The following is an 18379-nucleotide window of genomic DNA, read 5'->3' as shown; positions in this document are numbered from 1 at the left end:
TCGTCACTGACGACAACACGGCAACAAACCGGAAAGGACGAGATTATGAAAACCCTGCTAGCTTCTGCACTGGTGATCCTGTCACTGGTAACGACTTCCGTTCATGCCCAGGACGACACCATCCGGGTCGGCATGTCTGGCCAGTACTTCCCATTCACGTTCGTTGAACAGGACACCCTGAAGGGCTTTGAAGTGGACGTTATGGACGCCATCGCGAAGGAAATGGGCCGTGAGGTCGAGTACCAGACCGCTGCCTTCTCCGGCCTGTTTGGCATGCTCGGCGCCGGCCGCATTGATACCGTGGCCAACCAGATCACCATTACCGAAGAACGCCAGCGGGCCTACCTGTTCAGCGAGCCGTACGTTTACGACGGTGCCCAGGTGGTCACCAAGGCCGGCAACGAAGATATCAACGGTGTGGAAGACCTCAAGGGCAAGACGGTTGCGGTTAACCTGGGCTCAAACTTCGAGGCGCTGCTGCGTGACCTGCCTTACGCTGACGAGATCGACATCAAGACTTACGAGAGCAACATCGAGCGCGATACCGCCCTGGGCCGGGTCGATGCCTTCGTGATGGACCGGGTCAGTGCCAGCCAGATCATCAAGGAAAAGCCGCTGCCGCTGGCACTGGCCGGACCAACCTTCTCCCAGATCACTAACGCCTACCCGTTCAAAGACACCGAGCGTGGCCGGGCCTTGCGGGATGAAGTGAACGCCGCCCTGAAAACACTGCGGGACAATGGCACCCTGAAAGCCATTTCCGAGGACTGGTTCGGCACCGACATCACCGCGCCCTAATCACACAGGAAACACGCTATGGGCGCTCTCGACGTCGACTACATGCTCGGTCTGGTCCCCGTGCTACTGGGCTACCTGCCCCTGACCCTGCAGCTGGCGTCGCTGGGCATGGTGCTGGCGCTGATCCTGGCGTGCCTGTTTGCGGTCATTCGGGTGCAGCGGATTCCGGTGCTGAACCAGTTCACCGTGGTGTTCATTTCCTTTTTCCGCGGCACGCCGCTGCTGGTCCAGCTGTTCCTGTTCTACTACGGGTTGCCCCAGCTGTTCAGTGCGCTCACCGTCATCGACGGCATCACCGCCACCATCATGGGTCTAACCATGCATTTCTCGGCGTACATGGCCGAGTCCATCCGGGCCGCCATTGTCGGGGTGGATCGCAGTCAGACCGAAGCTGCACTGTCCATCGGCATGACCAACAGCCAACTGATGCGCCGGATCATCCTGCCGCAGGCTACCCGGGTCGCCCTGCCCACACTGATGAATTACTTCATCGACATGATCAAGGCGACGTCACTGGCCTTCACCCTGGGCGTCACCGAGCTGATGGGCGCCACCCAGAAAGAGGCGTCCGGCAGCTTCCTGTACTTCGAGGCCTTCATCGTGGCAGCGATCATGTACTGGATCGTGGTGGAGATGCTGTCCTGGCTGCAGGGTAATCTGGAAACCCGTCTGAACAAGGCCTATAGCCGATGATTGAACTCAAGGGGCTGCGCAAGCAGTTTGGCGATGCGGTGGTGCTCGACGGCATCGACCTGACCATCGAGAAAGGCGAGATCGTGGTGATTATCGGGCCCTCAGGCACCGGTAAGTCCACCTTGTTACGCTGCGTGAATTTCCTCGAACAGCCCACCGCTGGCGAGATCACCGTCGGCGATCTGACCGTGGACGTAAACCGGGCCAGTAAGAAGAACATCCTGTCGTTGCGTCAGCAGACCGCGTTCGTGTTTCAGAACTACGCTCTGTTTGCCAACAAGACCGCCCTGCAGAATATCGCCGAGCGGTTATTGGTGGTTGATCGCTGGCCGAAAGCCAAAGCTTACGAGCGGGCCCGGGAAATCTTGCGGCGCATTGGTTTGGAAGACAAAGCCGACGCCTACCCGGCGTCCATGTCCGGTGGTCAGCAGCAGCGCGTGGGCATTGGCCGGGCCATGGCGGCCGGCGCGGAAGTGATCCTGTTCGACGAACCCACCTCATCCCTCGACCCGGAATGGGTCGAAGAGGTACTGGCATTGATGAAGCAACTGGCGGCGGAACGCCAGACCATGATGCTGGTCACCCACGAGATGTCCTTCGCCCGCGACGTCGCCGACCGGGTGATCTTCATCGACGACGGGCGGATTGTGGAACAGGGCCCTCCGAGCGAGATTTTCTACCACCCGAAAGATCCCCGCACTCAGGACTTCCTGCAGAAAATTCTGGCGACGCACCAGGGCTGAGTCCGGCCCTTAACCTGGCCTCACTCAGCCCATCAGGCACAACGCCTACCAGGTCTCACCGAACGGTCGCAGATCCAGCTCAAAGGTCCAGGCCGACGGTGCCTGCTGGGTCAGCATCCACACCGCATCGGCAACGGCGGCGGGTTGGACGAAGAAGTCGTCCGGTTTGTCGCCCATGGCCTGGCGGGTGCGCGGCAAATCCACCACGCCATCGATGATCACGTTAGCTACATGGATGCGCTCGGGGCCTAGCTGTCGTGCCATCGATTGCGCGAGGCTGCGTTGGGCCGCCTTGGCAGACGCAAACGGCGCAGTATTGGCGCGCCCCCTCAAGGCCGCCGACGCACTGGTGATCACGATGCTCGCCGTGTCATGCTGGCGCAGTTGGGGCAGCACCGCCTGAAAGGCGGCGACCAGGCCACCGACATTGATACGCCAGTTGGCTTCAAAGTCGTCTACGCTGGCGTCCTCGGCACTCTTGAACACACCACCGCCGGCGTTGTACAGCAACACTGAGACAGCGCCCAGTTGCTGTTCGATCCGGGCAAACACCGAGGCCGCCGCTTCCAGATCGCTGGCGTCGTGGACGAAAGCATGGGCACTGGACAACTGCCCCGCCAGACGTTCGGTAAAATCCTTGCTTCGCGCCAGCATGGCAACGTCATAGCCTTCCTGGCAGAACCGGCGCACCAGGGCTTCACCATTGCCCGGGCCGACACCAATCACCACACAAACCTTGTTCATCTCATACCTCCGGCCGGTCACCCGGCAGGCTCAGTCTCGAGTAGACGGACACGGTGCACCGCAGGGCGCGCACGCAGTTTCGTCACGCTGGGTCAGGGCGGTTTCCACATTGCCCTGGCCTGAATTAAATGCGAACGTCGGGCTTTTCAGGTGATCGGCCAGAATCAACACCAGCAGGATAGCCAGGACCACCAGAATTCGGGTTCGACTGTAAGCTTGCTCCACCATCGGTTCTCTTTCCCTATCAGTTTGGCAGGCGGAACCAGGGCCGCAAGCGGATGCCTACCAACGAGCCAACAAAGGCACAGGCGAACCAGATCCAGGCGTGCACGCTGGCCGAGGCGATACCGGAGAACAGAGCGCCAATGTTGCAGCCGAAGCCCAGGCGGGCGCCATAACCCAGCAACAAACCGCCCACCACGGCCGCATAGAACTGCCGGGGTTCCGGGCGATTGCGACTGGCCTCATTGAAGCGGTTGGCCAAGCCGGCCGCCAGCATGGCACCCAGCAGCAAGCCAAAGTTCATCACCGAAGGGATGTTGGTCAACACCGAATCCTTCAGCGCCATGGCCGGGTACTCCCACTGCCAGAACTCGAACTGGCCCATGTTCACACCCACGGCTTCCAATGCCTTGGCCCCCCAGACGTTAAAGGCAAAGGTAATACTCCAGGGCGAACCGCCAATGGCCAGAGTCAGGGCGTTGCCCAGGGCCAGCACCAGGATCGCCCAGGCAAACGGCCAGCGCCCGGTCAGCAGTGTTCGAACTGGCCCGTGACTGGGCGCTTGCCAGAGCAACGCTGCACGCTCCACCGAACCATGGGCCTTACGCTCGATGCGATTCACCCAAAGCGCAATCAACCCCAGGCCCAGCCACTGGGCCAGAATCGCACCGCTGACGCCGAGGGGCGTGACCAGGGATATGGGATCCACGCCGGGCTGGTCCAGCCACCAGGGCAGGTGGATGGAGCCCATCACCGTGCCGAGGATGAAAAACACCAGGGTGATCACCATGCGGATATTACCGGCGCCGACAGTAAACAGCGTGCCGGAACCACAGCCGCCGCCCAGCTGCATGCCCAGACCAAATAGAAATGAGCCCACCACCAGGGAGGTGCCCACCGGCGCCACCGCGCCAATCAACCCGTCCTGGCCACTGTGCAGCAGCGGCACCATGATCAAGGAGCTCAAACCAAACAACAGCAACTGTGCCCGCATACCGGCGCCCTTGCGGTGCACCACCAGGTTGCGCCAGCCGGCGGTAAAACCGAAGGCACCGTGATACAGGGCAATGCCCAGCACGGTGCCAATCACAAACAGCGCCACCATGAATGGGGCAGTTTCCAGCCAGATCAACCCGCCCAACAGGGCGACACCGGCCAGGGCAGTGCTGACGACAAAACGGTCTATCTGCCAGCGGCCGCTATACGAGGGTGGCTGGGCAACAGCGGATTCGGTCATGAGTCGGGCTCTCAGTCAAACAGGTTCAGAATCTTACCCAAGCCCTTACGGGCTACCTGAATCGGCCGACTGCTGTCCTGGGACCACTCCGACATGGAGCCGTCGTACAAGGCCACTTCCTGGAAGCCGGCCAGTTCACTCAGCACGAACCAATCGGTGGCGGCCCAGTGTCCGGTGTTGCAGAAGGAAATTGTGCGGGCATTCGGGTCCAGCTCGGCGGCATTCACCTGGGCGGTGATGCGATCGGCATTCAGGTACCAGACCTCATCCTGCTGACCAACAAACTCGTGATGGGGCAGATTCTTGGCGCCGGGAATGGTGCCCGGAGCCTTGGCTGCCGGCGACTTGGTCTCGCCCCGGAAATAATCCGATGGCCGCGCGTCCACCAGCTGGGCCTGGGACTCCCGTGCCTCTTCGACTTCCTCCAGGGTGGCAATCAGGTCCGCCTGCAGGGCGCCCTCAAAGTTCGCCAGTTCAAAGTCTGCGCCCGCTCCGCTGACCACCTCGTAGCCGGCCGCACGCCAGCCGGCGAAACCGCCATTGAGAATGGTGACCTGATCATGACCCAACACCCGGAAGGTCCAGTAGACCCGGGCCGCACTGCCGAAATCGGTCGCTCCAGTGCCGGCCGGCACGATCACCACGGTGTTGTCATTACCGATACCCAGGCTGCCAATCAGGCGCTCCAGGCTTGCGGTCGGGGGCAACACCCCCTGCACACCGTCACGACTCTCCCGCCAGCCATCGCCGGTGTAGCTGCTGTAACGGGAACCGGGAATGTGGGCCTGCTGAAAGCTGCTGCGATCACCGCCATTGTCGATACCGGAACGAACATCCAGCACCACCAGCTGGTCCTTTCCCAAATTCTGATTCAGCCAGTTGGCGTCTACCAGAGCTGGTGGCTGGGTTTCGGCGTGGGCCAGCGACCCCGCCAGAAAAAGGATGATTGCGAAGAAACGCGCCATAAGATCACCTGTCTGTGGATGCGATTGGACTGAAATATAGACTTGGTTTCGCCAGCGTGCCTAGTTGGATTGCCGCCGGGGGCAAAGGTTCAAGGTCTATCGAATCAGACCTGACCGTCCAGTTGCAACCAACGCGCCAGCCGGGACTGGGGGCGGCGACTGAGATACAGGGGCAGGGTGCTCATAACCACCAGAATGACAGCGGCAGCGATGACAGTCAGTACCGGGTTGAATTCGAAGGTATGGCCGAGCCCGGCGAAGACAAACGTCATCGGCAGCATGCCCAGGGTGGTGGCTAGAGCGTAGCGCCAGAGCGAGATGGCGGTCACGCCGGCGGCGTAACTGATCAGGGCAAACGAAAACAGCGGTATCAGGCGGGTTAGGAGCACCGCAACGAACAGGAAACGCTGGGAACCGCGGGCTGAAAACACAGGGTTCTGATCCAGCTTGCGCCGCACCAGTTCCCGCCCAAGGATTCGCGCCAGATAAAACGCAATGATGGCTCCGGCCAGGGCGCCCGCTACGGCAACCGCGGTGCCCATGGCAGTGCCATAAACCAGGCCGGCAGTGGCGCTGATCGGCAGGGTCGGTATCGGGCCTATCACTACGGCCAGCACCATCAGCAGCATCAGCAGCACCATGCCCAAGCCATCCTGCTGACTGAGCCACTGGGACAACGCGTCTGGTGCCAGGCTGGCAGGCATGCCCAGCTGGCGCAATACCAGCCAGATGGCAGCCATCAGGAGCCCGACAAAGATCAGAAAGGAAAAACGGAAAACCCATTGGGTGTGGCGCATCCGGGTATTCTACCCGTCCTGCTCGCCCAAGAAAGCCTGATCGAATGGCAACCATGATTTATGCGTTGCAGGCGTAATCCTTCGCCCGTTCGGGTGTCCATGTTGTGTAAGCCACTCGGTGGTACCGGCGACCTGGGGTGACACAGAACGGGTGGCAATTGGCGACAAAGGGGACAGGACGATGAAAATCTTGACACTAACCGGGCTTTTACTGGCGTTCGCGCTGGGCTCAACGGCTTTCGCCGAAGGCGTCAGCGACGAAGACATCGAGTGCGGAAACAACCGGATCTGCCTCGAAACACCCATGGTCGGGGAGGACAACTAACTCACTAGACGATTGAGCTGTTCCACGAATCCGGCCGGCACATGATCCAGTGCTGGCCGGACATCTCCAGACATTTCAGGATTTGGAGCGTCCGGCTCCCAGGCCAGTGTGGTTGGGGATTCGGACCAGTGCAGCAACTCCAGCCGACCGTTCCCATGCTCCACCAGAGCCGTACAATGCTCCACCCAGTCACCATCGTTGCAATACAACCCGTTTTCGCTGCGCAGAAAGCCAGCGGAATGGATATGACCACAAATAAAACCGTCGTAATGGCCCTTTTCAGCCACCGTCAGCGCCGCCAGCTCGAAGCGACGAATGAAGGTCCGGGCCTTGCCAATGCGGGATTTAACCCAGGCCGCCATCGACCAGTAGGGCTTGCCCTGCAGCCGCCGCAATCCATTGACCCAGCGATTCAGTCTAAGCAGCAACCCATGGGCACGATCCCCCACCAGCAGCATGAGGGGACTGCAACGCACCACCTGATCAAACTGATCGCCGTGGCAGACCATGAACCGGCGACCATCTGCGGTGGTGTGCACTACCTTGTGCTTGAGCTCTATGCCGGCGATGGTCTGGCCACAGAATTTACGAAAGAATTCGTCGTGATTGCCGGGCACATACACGACTCGGGTTCCGGTGGCGGCAAGTTCCATCAACCGCTGCACGACGGCCTGATGCTCCGGCGGCAGATGTACCCGCTTCTGCATCGCGATCAGGTCAACGATATCGCCGACCAGATACAAGGTTTCACAACGCACCTGATTCAGGAAATCCAACAGATAAGCCGCCTGGCAATCTGCGGTGCCTAAATGCACATCGGAAATAAAAACGCTGCGGTAGTCTCGCATGGTATCTCCTGCCATCAATCCGCCCGGATAACAGAATCTTTGCACGGACGAATGACGGCAGGGTGACAGCCTCAAGACAGTTCAATGACTGCGCGCTCAGCGAAGGGCCGGGTTGAGCGTATAGGTACCCGTTACCCGGGCACTGGCCAGAACGTGTCCAGCCATGGCTTCGCGCACGGCATTACCATCGAATTCGCCGGTGAGGCCCAGACTTTCGACATCCAGCGCATGTACCTCGAAGTGGTAGTGATGCATGATCTCGTCATTCCAGGGCGGGCACGGGCCGTCATAACCGGCGTAGGTGCCCGCCATGTCCGGATTACCGGCCAGGAACTGGGTGTAGCTGTTCACACCACGAATACCGATGGGGCCAGGGCCGAATTCCTTTCCTTTCGGAATCACGCCATCGCTGTCCTCACCCTCAGGGATACGGCTGATTCCGGCGGGCACATCGACCAGTAGCCAGTGGAAGAAATCTACCCGGGGCAGGTCTTTGGCCACGGTCTTGCCTTCCTGGTTCACATCATCCGCCACGCTGGGAACGTCCGGATCAAACATCATGACCACAAAGCTCTTGGTTTCTTCCGGCGCGCCCTCCCAGAGGGTTTCCGGGTTGCGATTGGGGCCAAAACTCATATGATCGGTGTCGCTGTAGACACCAAACGCGAATTTCTCCGGAACTGGCTGACCTTCTTCGATGCCTCGAACTTCTAATTTCACGACGTTGCCTCCTGTTGATCGTGGGCTCACCTTACAGACATTGTGTCTTAAGCCGGCCTGTTCAATCATACGTGTGTGATACAGCGGTTGTAGCAATGCAGCTGCACGTCTGTCCAGAGGATCGAAGCACGAGACTGATCGCAGCCACCGTACAAACTTCTTGCAACCATCCTGACCTACCAGGGGAGTCACCATGAGCAAACAGCAACCCGGCCAGCCGCAGGCACCGGACAACCAGAAAGATGAAGACGCCGTTGCCTTCGCCCAGGGCATCTTCGAACTGGCCCGAAACGGCGCCGCCGGACTGCTAATGCCGCTACTGGGCGCCGGCGTGCCGGTGGATATCCGTACCAGTGAGGGTGAGAGCCTGCTGATGCTGGCCACCGCCAACGACCACACCCAGACCGTTGAGGTGCTACTGGAGCAGGGCGCCAACCCGAACCTGGCAGACAACCAGGGCCGGACGCCCCTGATGATCGCGGCCGACAACAACGCGGTTCATCTGATTGAGCCATTACTGACCGCTGGCGCCACGCTGGAACTGACCGACGACAAAGGCGCGACCGCGCTCGACCATGCCCGCGCGGCCGGGGCGGAATCGGCCATCGCCAGGCTAAGTGCCTGACGCCTGTGTTCAACCAGGGAGAGATTATTCACCACGCCAAGGACGCCCTCGGCAGCATCCTGGTGATTGATTACCGCAAGCACCGGGTGCTGACCTTCAACTCGGCATTCGAGCAAAGCAAGATCGACCGGCGTCGCCCGCATCTGCCGGTGCACGAGTATAACCGTGCCATGATGTTGCCGGCGGCCTTTGCCCAGCCCCGCCATGTCACCATTTTAGGTCTTGGCGGTGGCGTGATGGCCAGTGCCTTCCACCACCTGTATCCGAACTGCCACATCCACGCCGTGGAGTTGCGTCCGGAGGTTGTGGCGGTGTCCCGGGAATACTTTGGACTGCCCGAGAGTGACCGGCTGACCGTGACCATTGCCGACGCCCGCGATGCGCTCTCGAAACTGCCGGATGCCAGCACCGATCTGGTGTTGGCCGACCTCTACAGCGGCGACCGGATGAGTCCGGCCCAGGCCCAGCGGATGTTTATCGACCAGTGCAGCCGGGTGCTCAGCCCGAACGGCTGGCTGACCCTGAACTACCACCGGCCACCGGAGCCGGGCAGTGTCTATTTGCGCCAGCTCCGGCAGCAGTTTGCCAAGCTGCTGATGTTTCGGAGCAAAACCAACAACACCGTGATCTACGCCAGCAAGCAGCCTTTCGAAGCCCTGCACAGCCGCGATCCTGCTCTACTCGCGCTGGAGCAGAAGCTACCTATTGACTGGCGCAAGCTGATGACCAAGGTCATGCCCCTGTGAACGCTTCCGCCTTGATCAATGGCCAGGATGTTCCATAGTTATAGGTAACAATCCCGCCACGGGAGGACGTGGACCATGCCTGACGAAGAGTACAAAAAGCTTCACCCGATCCTGAACGAGGTCACCCAGACCTACGTTGGCCTGTACACCAACCGGCCCGATGAAAAAAACCGGGAAAAGCTGATCAAACTGGAAGCGCTGCTGCACGAAAAACTGGAACAGCTAGAGAAGGCCCGTAACGAAGCGGAGTAATGATTCAGCTCCATTTCTCATGGGGCGGGCAGTATCGACGGAATCCATCCACCAGCTGTTCAGGCGTGTCCGCCAACACCAGCATGTCGATGTATTCCTGTTTCAGAAAACCCTTCTCTTCCATGCGCTGCGCCATGGCCAGCAGAGGGTCATAGAAGCCATCCACGTTATAGAGCGCACAGGGCTTGTGATGAAAACCGAGCTGCCCCCAGGTCCAGGCTTCGAAAATTTCCTCCAGGGTGCCAATGCCACCGGGCAAGGCGACAAAGCCGTCCGCCAGCTCAGCCATCTTGGCCTTGCGCTCGTGCATGTCCGCCACCACAAACAGCTCGGTCAGGCCGGGGTGGGCCAACTCCCGGTCCCGCAGATGCTCGGGAATCACGCCGTAAACCTTGCCACCGTGAGCCAACACCGCATCGGCAACAATCCCCATCAGGCCGACATGGCCGCCCCCGAACACCACATCGATACCGTGGCTGCCCAAATAGGCGCCTAATGCTTCGGCTGCGCGCGCAAATTTCGGGTCTGAGCCCGAACGGGAACCGCAATAGACTGCAATTTTCATCAAACCCTCACTGATTTCTTACCAACGCCAACATCCGGCTGTTCCTAAAACAGTAGCAGAGCGCAGGCACAGAGGGAGAAGAGAGCGTTGTTAGAGGTGTTCGCAGGGTTACGCCGCGCAGACAGCGACAGGGCAGCGTGGACAGCAGAGGTCTTAAGATCAGGGCAGTAAAAAGGGCGGGCAACAGACAAACGAGGATGCAGGCCGGGCCCGCATCCTCGTTATTGACCAAGAATATTACTTGGCTTTTTTCCAGGCGAACTTCTGGAACGGCTCGTCGACCGGGGTTTCGGCGATGTGGTTGATGTAGTTACTCATCACCTTTTGCGACAGCACCAGAATCACTTCCAGCACGTGACTGCGCTTATAACCCGCCTCGTAGAAGGCATTAAGGTCTTCGCTATTCACTTCGCCACGCTTGCGAACGACAGCCAGGGTGAAGGTCCGCAGCGCTTCCAGCTTGTCGCTGGGCAGCGGCGTCTCATCACGCAGGGCGTTGATGATGTCATCCGACACCTTCATGCTCTTGGCGATGCCGGTGTGCGCTGGGACGCAGTAATGGCAGGCGTGCTCAACGTTGATGGTCTGCCACACCACTGTAGTCTCGTCGTTATCAAAGCTGGTATTCAGTACCAGTTCATGGAGCTTTTGGTAACCATCAAGAACGGTGGGCGCATCAGCCATGACCGCATGTAGCCCAGGAATCATTCCGAATGCCTTCTGAGAGTTTTCGAGCAGCGGCTTGGAGTTTTCCGGTGCTGAATCTTTATCGTGCAGAGTAAAGTCGGTCATATCAGACTCCTAATTTGAGTGATTGCTCAACAACACATTCACACTATCTGTTATTGAGTGATCATTCAAGTTATAATTTGAGCATTCATTCAATATCTCTCGAAGACCCGAACGGACCGAAGTTATGGCCAGGCACGCCCGCTACGATCGACAAACCGCATTGGCAAAAGCCATTGCCCTGTTCTGGGAGCGTGGTTACCACGGCAGCTCCATGAAGCAGATTGAACAGGCTCTGGATATGCGCCCGGGTAGTATCTACGCAACTTTTGGCAGTAAGGATGGGTTATTTTCCGAAGCCCTGGCAGCGTACGCCGAACAAGGCAGCCAGGAGTTGAAGACCTACCTGGAGCCGGCAGAGTCCATCGTCGATGGTCTGGAGGCGTACCTGCGCGGTATCGCCCAGACCGGCAATCAAACCCAGGCCAAGCCCTCCCGGGCCTGCATGATTGTAAAAACCCTGCTGGAATCCAGTAACACCCACCCGGCGCTGGCTGAGCAGGCCAACCGGATACTGGCCAACATTCAGCAGGCCCTGTGCGCGGCCCTGGAAACCGCCAAGGCCCGGGGTGAACTGCTGGCATCCACCGACTGCCATCGTCTGGCGCGCCTGCTGCAGGCTCAAATTGTTGCGATCCGCTCCATGGCCGAACGGGACCTGGCACCGGATGAGCTGTCGGACCTGGGCGCCGATGTCGCCAGCATTCTGGAGAGCTACCGCACCCGGCACTAATACCATCGCCCTTCGGGCACCCATAGCACTTCCGTCCAATTGTGCCTGGGGTGCCCTCCGCGTTACTCTATTCCTTCAGCATCAGTACCCTACATTTTCTGCCCCGTCCCAGTGACGACAGCCAAGCATTTTGTCCGGAGAGTGCTTGGCTTTCTTCACTTCAGGGGCTGATTGTTATGGAAAACCTTCATCACATCGTGGTGGTCGGCGGGGGCGCCGGCGGGCTGGAACTGGTAACCCGGCTCGGCAACAAGCTGGGCAAAAAAGGTAAAGCTCGCGTGACCTTGGTGGATGCCGGGCTGACCCACGTCTGGAAACCACTGCTACACGAAGTTGCCTCCGGTTCGCTGGATGCCAACGCCAACGAAATCAATTATCGGGCCCACGCCCGCAAGCACCATTACGAATTTCAGCTCGGCCGCATGAATGGTCTGGACCGTGACGCCGGACAGCTGCTGATATCCGCCTTTCACGATCAGGACGGTGCCGAAGTTGTGCCCGAGCGGCGCATCCGTTACGACACCCTGGTTATCGCTGTCGGCAGCACCGCCAACGATTTTGGCACTCCGGGCGCGCAGGACCACTGCCTGTTCCTGGACAGCCTCAGTCAGGCCCGCCGGTTCCACAACCTGTTGCTCAATGCGTTCCTGCGCAAAAACCACGAGGCGCTGCAGGGCCAGAATCACAGCCTGAACATCAGCATCATTGGTGCCGGCGCCACCGGTGTCGAGCTGGCCGCCGAGTTACGTCTGGCGTCCCGGGAATTGCCGGTTTACGGGATGAACCATCTGCAGCCCTCGGATGTTTCGATCACCGTGATCGAAGCGGCCGACCGCATTCTGCCTGCATTGCCGGCCAGGTTGTCGGCCGCTGCCAATCGGGAGCTGGAGCATCAGCACATCAACGTGCTTACTGGCCAGCCGGTCAACGAAGTGCGGAGTGCCAGCATCGTCATGAAAGACGGCACCGAGCTACCCTCGGAAATGACCATCTGGGCAGCCGGTATCAAGGCACCGGCGTTCCTGGCGGATCTGGATGGACTGGAAGCCAACAAGGGCAACCAACTGGTGGTCGAGCAGACCCTACAGGCCACCCGCGACGACAATGTCTTCGCCCTGGGTGACTGTGCCGCCTGCCCACAACCGGATAGCGACCGGCCGGTGCCGCCCCGGGCCCAGGCCGCGCACCAGCAGGCTGATGCGTTGTTCAAAACCTTACGCAACCGTATCAACGGCGGCGACGCGGTGCCATTCGTCTACAACGATCACGGTTCGCTGATCAATTTCAGCCACTACACCACCGTCGGCAACCTGATGGGCAACCTGTCCGGGCGCAGCATGTACATTGAGGGCAAAGTCGCACGGCTGTTCTATGTATCGCTGTATCGCATGCATCAGGTCGCCCTGCATGGCCCGATTAGAGCCGGCGTTATCTGGCTGATGGACAAAATCAGCCGCGCGATGCAGCCGCGCCTGAAACTCCACTAGTTTGTACCGAGCCCCGGATGGCGGCGTCTCAGGCATCGACCATAGACGTTGCTCAAGGGGAGGTTTGATCGTCGTCCGCACGTTCAATGATCTCAAGAATCCGCTCGAGACGTTCCGGCCGACTGAACAAAAAGCCTTGCCCGAAGGTGCAGCCCAAGGCAGCGACAAATGCCTCCTGCTCCTCTGTTTCTATCCCTTCAGCGACAGTGGTCATGCCCATGGTTTGCGCCATGTAAACAATGCTTTTCACCAGGGGCATGTGACTTCCTGAGGCGCTGCCCCCACTAACAAACGACTTGTCGATCTTGATGGTCTCCAGCGGATACAGTTGCAAATACCCAAGCGCGGAGTAGCCGGTACCAAAATCATCGAGAACTAAGCGGTACCCCCTGCTACTAAGCTCCATTAGCACGGTGTGTTCGCTGTCCTGCTCTGTGATCAACAGACTTTCAGTGATCTCGAGCTTCAGCCGCGAGGAATCATGATCATATTTGCGCAACAGTTCATCCAACCGGTCGGGGAATTTTGGATCGCGCAATTGCTTGACTGAAACATTGATGGATACGGTCAGCTTCTGACCAGTTCGTTGATCCATTTCTGTTAAATCTTCCAGTACCTTCCCGGCGACCCAGAGCCCGATGTGCTCAATGGCGCCACTCTCCTCAGCAACAGGAATGAAATCACTGGGCGAAACGTCGCCTAGTTCCGCACTGCGCCATCGAAGCAACGCTTCCAACCCGCGCACACTTCGATCACGAAGGTCATAAACCGGTTGATACACCAGATAAAGCTCTTGGTTAGCCAAGGAAGTAAGCAGCTGGGATTTCAAAGCATTGCGTTGCCGAGAGTGGGTTTCCATCTCTTCGCTGTAAAAACGGTAGCCGTTCTGGCCATGTTTTTTGGCAGCGTACATGGCCATGTCCGCGTACCGGAAGACGGTGGAGCAGTCCGCTGTGTCGTCAGGGATAATCACGATTCCGGCGCTAACTCCGATGACGACCCTGTGGCTTCCAAGGCTCACTGGCCGAAGAAACTGGCTCTGAATCTTGCCCAACACACGTTCAATGTCACTGGCATCCGTTATCCCGGTAAGCAGCAAGCAGAACTCGTCGCCACCAAAACGTGCGACGACATCTTCCCCTCTGACGCTGTTGCTCAGTTCCTCAGAGACAAGGCAGAGCAGTTCGTCACCAACATCATGACCCAGGGAGTCATTGACCGCCTTGAATCCGTCGAGATCGATGTAAACTACCGCCGCTTTTTCCTTGTGGCGGAAACACCGATTCATCTCCCGCGACACCAATTCCAGAAAAAGAGGGCGGTTCACCAGTCCGGTCAGAAAATCGAATTGTGCCTGCTGGTACAGTACCTCTCGGCTGCTCACTAACTCCTCGAAATGGGCGTGTGCAATACGGCCGTAAGTTCGCAATTTGGTGTAGAAGAACAGACACGCCAATGTCATGAGCAGGCCTGCGCCACCGGCCCAGGGCAGCACCAGGGCCAAAAACTGTTGTCCTGGGCGTTCCGGTGACCATTCCAAATGCCCCAGTACTTGCTCGCCTGGGCCGCTCAGTGCAATCGAGTGTTCGTTGTCAGCTCCAGATTTTTTGGGCGAAAACGTCAATCCCGTTATGTGAAAGTCATCTGACCAGGCAGACAGCAACTCCTGATCCAGCAGTTTGATCAGGATCAGCGAGCCATGGGATTCATTGACGTTAAATTCAGTGGGCTCGTATACCGCGTAGGTTGTCACCGCGGCAATTGCGGGTGTACCGCCGACATCGACGAATCCCACTGCAGGCACGGGATCATTGAAATCAGTATCAACAGCTGCCTGGATCAGAGTATCCAGATTGGCAGACTTCAATTCGCCAGGCCGATCCTGTTGCAGGACCTCGTCCCCGTAACGCCCATAGACCAGCTCACCATCTGCCCCCAAACTGATAATAGCTTCAAGGCCATAGCGTTCCTGTAGATAAACGCCGACATAAGTCTCCGACCACTCCAGGTCACGCTTGTAGATCACCATGTCAACGGCTTCGTTCCACCAGCCGTATTCAAGGCATAGATCTGCTAACCTCCGGACCTCGACATCCAGAAGGCGCTGAGTCTTCTCCAGCGACTTCTCCCCGGCATAGTCGTCAAGCCTGTTGGCGGCAAAAAAAACAACAATGACAATCGCTGCCACGCACAGCAGGACTCCCACCACACTCGCAATTAATCCATTGCCTAACGAACGTATAAGGGCTGCCCCATCACGTTCGCGCTCCTGTGGTTCCAGGTTCCTCAGGGCTGCTTCACCGAAGCGCAAATCTTCGGGATAATTGCTGCTCATAGGCTGTCGTCATTGTTGTATTTTTTTCATGCCCGAATAGACTGGTTTTTTTGATCTTTCAGGGCGCCCCGGCCCTGTTCACGGCCCGTCCTATTATTCAAAATAGTCGGTATGAGATAGGAGTGCATCACTTTTGCCGACGGCACCGGCAACGATTTTGGAAGCATGATGGAGCGGGTGAAGGGAATCGAACCCTCGTATGCAGCTTGGGAAGCTGCCGTTCTACCATTGAACTACACCCGCCTTTGCGGTGACTGCGTAAGCAATGTAAGCAGCCAGACCGCAAATGAGCAAGCACTCTAGCTGGAGCATTGATGGATCCCACCCTAACCCTGATTGGCGCCCTGATGCTGGTCATCAGTATTGTGCTTAGCCCGTTGTCGAGCCGGGTGGGCATGCCGGTGCTGCTGATTTTCCTTGGGGTCGGCATGATGATGGGTGAGGACGGCCCGGGCGGCATTCAGTTCGACAACTTCGAACTGGCATTCCTGATTGCCAATCTGGCGCTCGGGGTGATCCTGCTCGATGGCGGCATGCGCACGCGGGCCGAGACCTTCCGGGTGGGCTTACGCCCGGCACTGGTACTGGCCACCCTGGGCGTGTTCATGACCGCGGCCGGCGCCGCCGTAGTGGCGCGCTGGGTCTTTGACCTGGAATGGCTGACCGCACTTTTAGTAGGAGCGATCATTTCCTCCACCGACGCCGCCGCCGTATTCTCGCTGCTGCAGGGCCGGGGCCTGCACCTGAACGAACGGGTCAGCGCGACCCTGGAAATCGAATCCGGCAGCAACGACCCGATGGCCATTTTCCTGACGTTGATGCTGGTCACCCTGATCGGTAACAGCGGTGACAGTCCCACCTGGTCAGCCCTGATCATGCTGATCAAGCAATTCGGCATTGGCAGCGTGGCCGGGATTCTGGGCGGCTACCTGGTGGTGGAACTGGCCAACCGAATCCGGCTGACACCGTCGCTATACCCGCTGCTGGTTGCCGCCGGCGGTATCTCAGTGTTCTCCGCCACCAACGCCTTGGGCGGCAGCGGTTTCCTGGCGATTTATCTGACCGGTGTGGTTATCGGCAACCGCCAGGTGCGGATGATGCCGATGATCCTGCAGGTCCACGACGGCCTCGCGTGGCTGGCACAGCTGTGCCTGTTCCTGATGCTGGGGTTACTGGTCACGCCTTCCGATCTGCTGCCCCTGCTGGGCGGCGGCCTGATCCTGGCGCTGGCGCTGATCTTTGTGATCCGGCCACTGACGGTGCTGCTGACACTCTGGCCATTCGGCTTTAACCGACGAGAGCTGGGCTTTATCAGCTGGGTTGGACTGCGGGGTGCTGTACCCATCGTGCTGGCCTTGTTTCCAATCATCGCCGATCTGCCGGAAGCACAGCTGGTGTTCCACGTTGCCTTCTTTATCGTTCTGGTATCACTGGTGGTGCAGGGTACCACCATGGCACCGCTGGCTCGTAAGCTTCGGCTTGAAGTTCCAGCGGGCGAAGACCCTTATCGGCGCCTGCCGCTGGATGCGCCCGGCGCCGGCGATCACGAACTGATGCTGTTTCCCCTGCGCGGCGAGCCCTGGGAGACCCCACGCCCGCTGAGCCAACTGCGATTCCCGGAAAATACCACCGTCGCCGGTGTATTCCGCAACCGGGTGTGCCTGCAGCCCAAGGGTGACCTGGAAGTGTCCAGTGGCGACATGGTGGCCATGTTCGCCACCCCAGGGGTGTTACCCGAGCTGAGCAAGGCCCTGAGTGGCCGTCATGCACCCCGATACCTGGCCGAACGGGCCTTCTTCGGGGACTTCGTGCTCAACGGCGATGCCCTGCTGGGGGATGTCGAGCAGGTGTACGGTATCGAGTTTGACGACCTGCCACCGGAACTGTCCCTGGCCGAGTGCTTTGCCAAGCGCACCAAAGGTCACCCGGTTGTCGGTGATACCGTGACGCTGGGGCCGGTGGTGCTGGTTGCCCGGGCTACCGAATCCGACCAGGTCACCAAGGTGGGTCTCAAGATGGAGGGTTCACAAAATCTCTGATCCTGAAAAGAGATAACTGAAAAAGTTAACAAAAGCCCTCAACATTCCGTCGACGAGCTATGTTATAAAAGTGGCTATTCGAACATTAACCATTGGTAAGTTAAGGCCATGTTGACCCGTTTTCTGATTACCGTCTGTCTAATTGCAATCACTGCTCTCGCCCCCCTTACCGGTGCGGCCAGCGAACTGCTGGCACGGGCCGACCTGATCATGCCCGGAGCAGAGGTGTTTGACCACGACTCGGTAGACATCAACAAGGTGCTGGTGCGCAAGAGCGAGCGCCGGTTGTACCTGATGGACGATGACCAGGTGGTGAAGAGTTATCGCATCTCCCTGGGTGACAACCCGGAAGGCCACAAGCTCTACGAAGGCGACGAGCGCACCCCTGAAGGTGATTACACCCTGGACTGGCGCAATGCCAGCAGCGACTTCTACAAATCCATCCACATCTCCTATCCCAGCGAAAAAGACCGTGAACTGGCACATTCATGGGGCCTGAGTCCCGGTGGCAGCATCATGATTCACGGCCTGCCCAACGACGCCGAAGACATGGCGTTCGCCTACCGCGGCCTGGACTGGACCGATGGCTGCATTGCGGTAACCAACGAGGAGATGGACGAAATCTGGCAATTGGTCGCCAACGGCACCCCGATTCGCATCCTGCCCTGACCGTTCACTGACAACTGCATTAAGTTGTTGTCATAAGCCGTGAAAAT

General features: G+C 58.8%; 21 protein-coding genes and 1 tRNA gene. 11 read left to right on the top strand and 11 right to left on the bottom strand.

Going from position 1 to position 18379, the window contains the following annotated elements; translation table 11 throughout:
- Nucleotides 1-45 precede the first annotated feature (45 nt).
- The 3 genes from QUE89_RS00665 to QUE89_RS00655 are packed head-to-tail and all read left to right on the top strand — an operon-like array spanning nt 46 to nt 2234.
- A complete protein-coding gene (locus tag QUE89_RS00665; protein ID WP_286221386.1) occupies nt 46-798 on the top strand; it encodes an amino acid ABC transporter substrate-binding protein in 753 nt (250 codons plus the stop codon).
- An 18-nt stretch (nt 799-816) separates the two neighbouring features.
- Nucleotides 817-1491 (top strand): amino acid ABC transporter permease, encoded by a 675-nt coding sequence (locus QUE89_RS00660; protein ID WP_138439839.1) that lies wholly within the window; start codon nt 817-819, stop codon nt 1489-1491.
- Nucleotides 1488-2234, top strand: coding sequence for an amino acid ABC transporter ATP-binding protein (locus QUE89_RS00655; RefSeq protein WP_286221385.1), 747 nt, complete (start codon nt 1488-1490; stop codon nt 2232-2234). Before QUE89_RS00660 ends, QUE89_RS00655 begins: the two co-directional genes overlap by 4 nt.
- 45 nt (nt 2235-2279) lie before the next feature.
- Here the strand turns inward: QUE89_RS00655 and QUE89_RS00650 are convergent, their stop codons facing one another.
- The 5 genes from QUE89_RS00650 to QUE89_RS00630 all read right to left on the bottom strand — a co-directional run bounded on the left by QUE89_RS00650 (nt 2280) and on the right by QUE89_RS00630 (nt 6199).
- On the bottom strand, nt 2280-2978 hold the full coding sequence (locus QUE89_RS00650; RefSeq protein ID WP_286221384.1) for an SDR family NAD(P)-dependent oxidoreductase: 699 nt from the start codon (nt 2976-2978) through the stop codon (nt 2280-2282).
- A 30-nt stretch (nt 2979-3008) separates the two neighbouring features.
- Entirely contained in the window at nt 3009-3206 is a 198-nt protein-coding gene (locus QUE89_RS00645; RefSeq protein WP_228264052.1) for a hypothetical protein, read from the bottom strand.
- A 16-nt stretch (nt 3207-3222) separates the two neighbouring features.
- Nucleotides 3223-4437 (bottom strand): YeeE/YedE family protein, encoded by a 1215-nt coding sequence (locus tag QUE89_RS00640; protein WP_286221383.1) that lies wholly within the window; start codon nt 4435-4437, stop codon nt 3223-3225.
- 11 nt (nt 4438-4448) lie between these two features.
- Nucleotides 4449-5402 carry a sulfurtransferase gene (locus tag QUE89_RS00635; RefSeq protein WP_286221382.1) on the bottom strand — a complete coding sequence of 318 codons (954 nt, stop codon included), beginning with the start codon at nt 5400-5402 and terminating at the stop codon, nt 4449-4451.
- Nucleotides 5403-5506: 104 nt separating this feature from the next.
- The gene (locus tag QUE89_RS00630; protein ID WP_286221381.1) at nt 5507-6199 is read right to left on the bottom strand and encodes a TVP38/TMEM64 family protein; all 693 of its coding nucleotides are present in this window, start codon (nt 6197-6199) and stop codon (nt 5507-5509) included.
- 181 nt (nt 6200-6380) lie between these two features.
- Between QUE89_RS00630 and QUE89_RS00625 the strand changes: the two genes are divergently transcribed.
- The gene (locus tag QUE89_RS00625) at nt 6381-6524 is read left to right on the top strand and encodes a hypothetical protein (RefSeq protein ID WP_286221380.1); all 144 of its coding nucleotides are present in this window, start codon (nt 6381-6383) and stop codon (nt 6522-6524) included.
- Here QUE89_RS00625 and QUE89_RS00620 read toward each other — a convergent pair.
- Together QUE89_RS00620 and QUE89_RS00615 are read right to left on the bottom strand one after the other, a co-directional pair.
- Nucleotides 6521-7372: a UDP-2,3-diacylglucosamine diphosphatase gene (locus QUE89_RS00620; protein WP_286221379.1), complete on the bottom strand. Its 852-nt coding sequence runs from the start codon at nt 7370-7372 to the stop codon at nt 6521-6523. The two genes, QUE89_RS00625 and QUE89_RS00620, sit on opposite strands and share 4 nt — an antisense overlap.
- A 96-nt stretch (nt 7373-7468) precedes the next feature.
- Nucleotides 7469-8092 carry a YbhB/YbcL family Raf kinase inhibitor-like protein gene (locus tag QUE89_RS00615; RefSeq protein ID WP_286221378.1) on the bottom strand — a complete coding sequence of 208 codons (624 nt, stop codon included), beginning with the start codon at nt 8090-8092 and terminating at the stop codon, nt 7469-7471.
- A gap of 193 nt (nt 8093-8285) precedes the next feature.
- Between QUE89_RS00615 and QUE89_RS00610 the strand changes: the two genes are divergently transcribed.
- The 3 genes from QUE89_RS00610 (at nt 8286) to QUE89_RS00600 (ending at nt 9715) form a co-directional block, all read left to right on the top strand.
- Nucleotides 8286-8717, top strand: coding sequence for an ankyrin repeat domain-containing protein (locus tag QUE89_RS00610; protein ID WP_286221377.1), 432 nt, complete (start codon nt 8286-8288; stop codon nt 8715-8717).
- A gap of 5 nt (nt 8718-8722) precedes the next feature.
- Nucleotides 8723-9463 (top strand): spermidine synthase, encoded by a 741-nt coding sequence (locus tag QUE89_RS00605; RefSeq protein ID WP_286221376.1) that lies wholly within the window; start codon nt 8723-8725, stop codon nt 9461-9463.
- Between the two features lie 75 nt (nt 9464-9538).
- Nucleotides 9539-9715, top strand: coding sequence for a hypothetical protein (locus tag QUE89_RS00600; RefSeq protein WP_286221375.1), 177 nt, complete (start codon nt 9539-9541; stop codon nt 9713-9715).
- A 4-nt stretch (nt 9716-9719) separates the two neighbouring features.
- On the opposite strand, the gene QUE89_RS00595 is transcribed toward QUE89_RS00600, so the two are convergent.
- Together QUE89_RS00595 and QUE89_RS00590 are read right to left on the bottom strand one after the other, a co-directional pair.
- The gene (locus tag QUE89_RS00595; RefSeq protein ID WP_286221374.1) at nt 9720-10280 is read right to left on the bottom strand and encodes an LOG family protein; all 561 of its coding nucleotides are present in this window, start codon (nt 10278-10280) and stop codon (nt 9720-9722) included.
- Between the two features lie 237 nt (nt 10281-10517).
- Nucleotides 10518-11072 (bottom strand): carboxymuconolactone decarboxylase family protein, encoded by a 555-nt coding sequence (locus QUE89_RS00590; RefSeq protein ID WP_286221373.1) that lies wholly within the window; start codon nt 11070-11072, stop codon nt 10518-10520.
- A 124-nt stretch (nt 11073-11196) separates the two neighbouring features.
- Here QUE89_RS00590 and QUE89_RS00585 point away from each other — a divergent pair, with 124 nt between their 5' ends.
- Together QUE89_RS00585 and QUE89_RS00580 are read left to right on the top strand one after the other, a co-directional pair.
- Nucleotides 11197-11802 (top strand): TetR/AcrR family transcriptional regulator, encoded by a 606-nt coding sequence (locus tag QUE89_RS00585; protein WP_286221372.1) that lies wholly within the window; start codon nt 11197-11199, stop codon nt 11800-11802.
- Between the two features lie 176 nt (nt 11803-11978).
- A complete protein-coding gene (locus QUE89_RS00580) occupies nt 11979-13289 on the top strand; it encodes an NAD(P)/FAD-dependent oxidoreductase (RefSeq protein WP_286221371.1) in 1311 nt (436 codons plus the stop codon).
- Between the two features lie 52 nt (nt 13290-13341).
- On the opposite strand, the gene QUE89_RS00575 is transcribed toward QUE89_RS00580, so the two are convergent.
- Nucleotides 13342-15624, bottom strand: coding sequence for a bifunctional diguanylate cyclase/phosphodiesterase (locus QUE89_RS00575; RefSeq protein ID WP_286221370.1), 2283 nt, complete (start codon nt 15622-15624; stop codon nt 13342-13344).
- Nucleotides 15625-15793: 169 nt separating this feature from the next.
- Nucleotides 15794-15867, bottom strand: a tRNA-Gly gene (locus tag QUE89_RS00570).
- Nucleotides 15868-15938: 71 nt separating this feature from the next.
- Between QUE89_RS00570 and QUE89_RS00565 the strand changes: the two genes are divergently transcribed.
- Both QUE89_RS00565 and QUE89_RS00560 read left to right on the top strand, forming a co-directional pair.
- Nucleotides 15939-17663 carry a potassium/proton antiporter gene (locus QUE89_RS00565; RefSeq protein ID WP_286221369.1) on the top strand — a complete coding sequence of 575 codons (1725 nt, stop codon included), beginning with the start codon at nt 15939-15941 and terminating at the stop codon, nt 17661-17663.
- A gap of 108 nt (nt 17664-17771) precedes the next feature.
- Entirely contained in the window at nt 17772-18332 is a 561-nt protein-coding gene (locus tag QUE89_RS00560) for a L,D-transpeptidase family protein (RefSeq protein WP_286221368.1), read from the top strand.
- Nucleotides 18333-18379: the final 47 nt, after the last annotated feature.

The sequence above is a fragment of the Marinobacter sp. LA51 genome (assembly GCF_030297175.1).
Taxonomy (GTDB): domain Bacteria; phylum Pseudomonadota; class Gammaproteobacteria; order Pseudomonadales; family Oleiphilaceae; genus Marinobacter; species Marinobacter apostichopi.
Note: the sequence above shows the minus strand (reverse complement) of the source record. Positions and strands in the feature narration are given on the sequence as shown.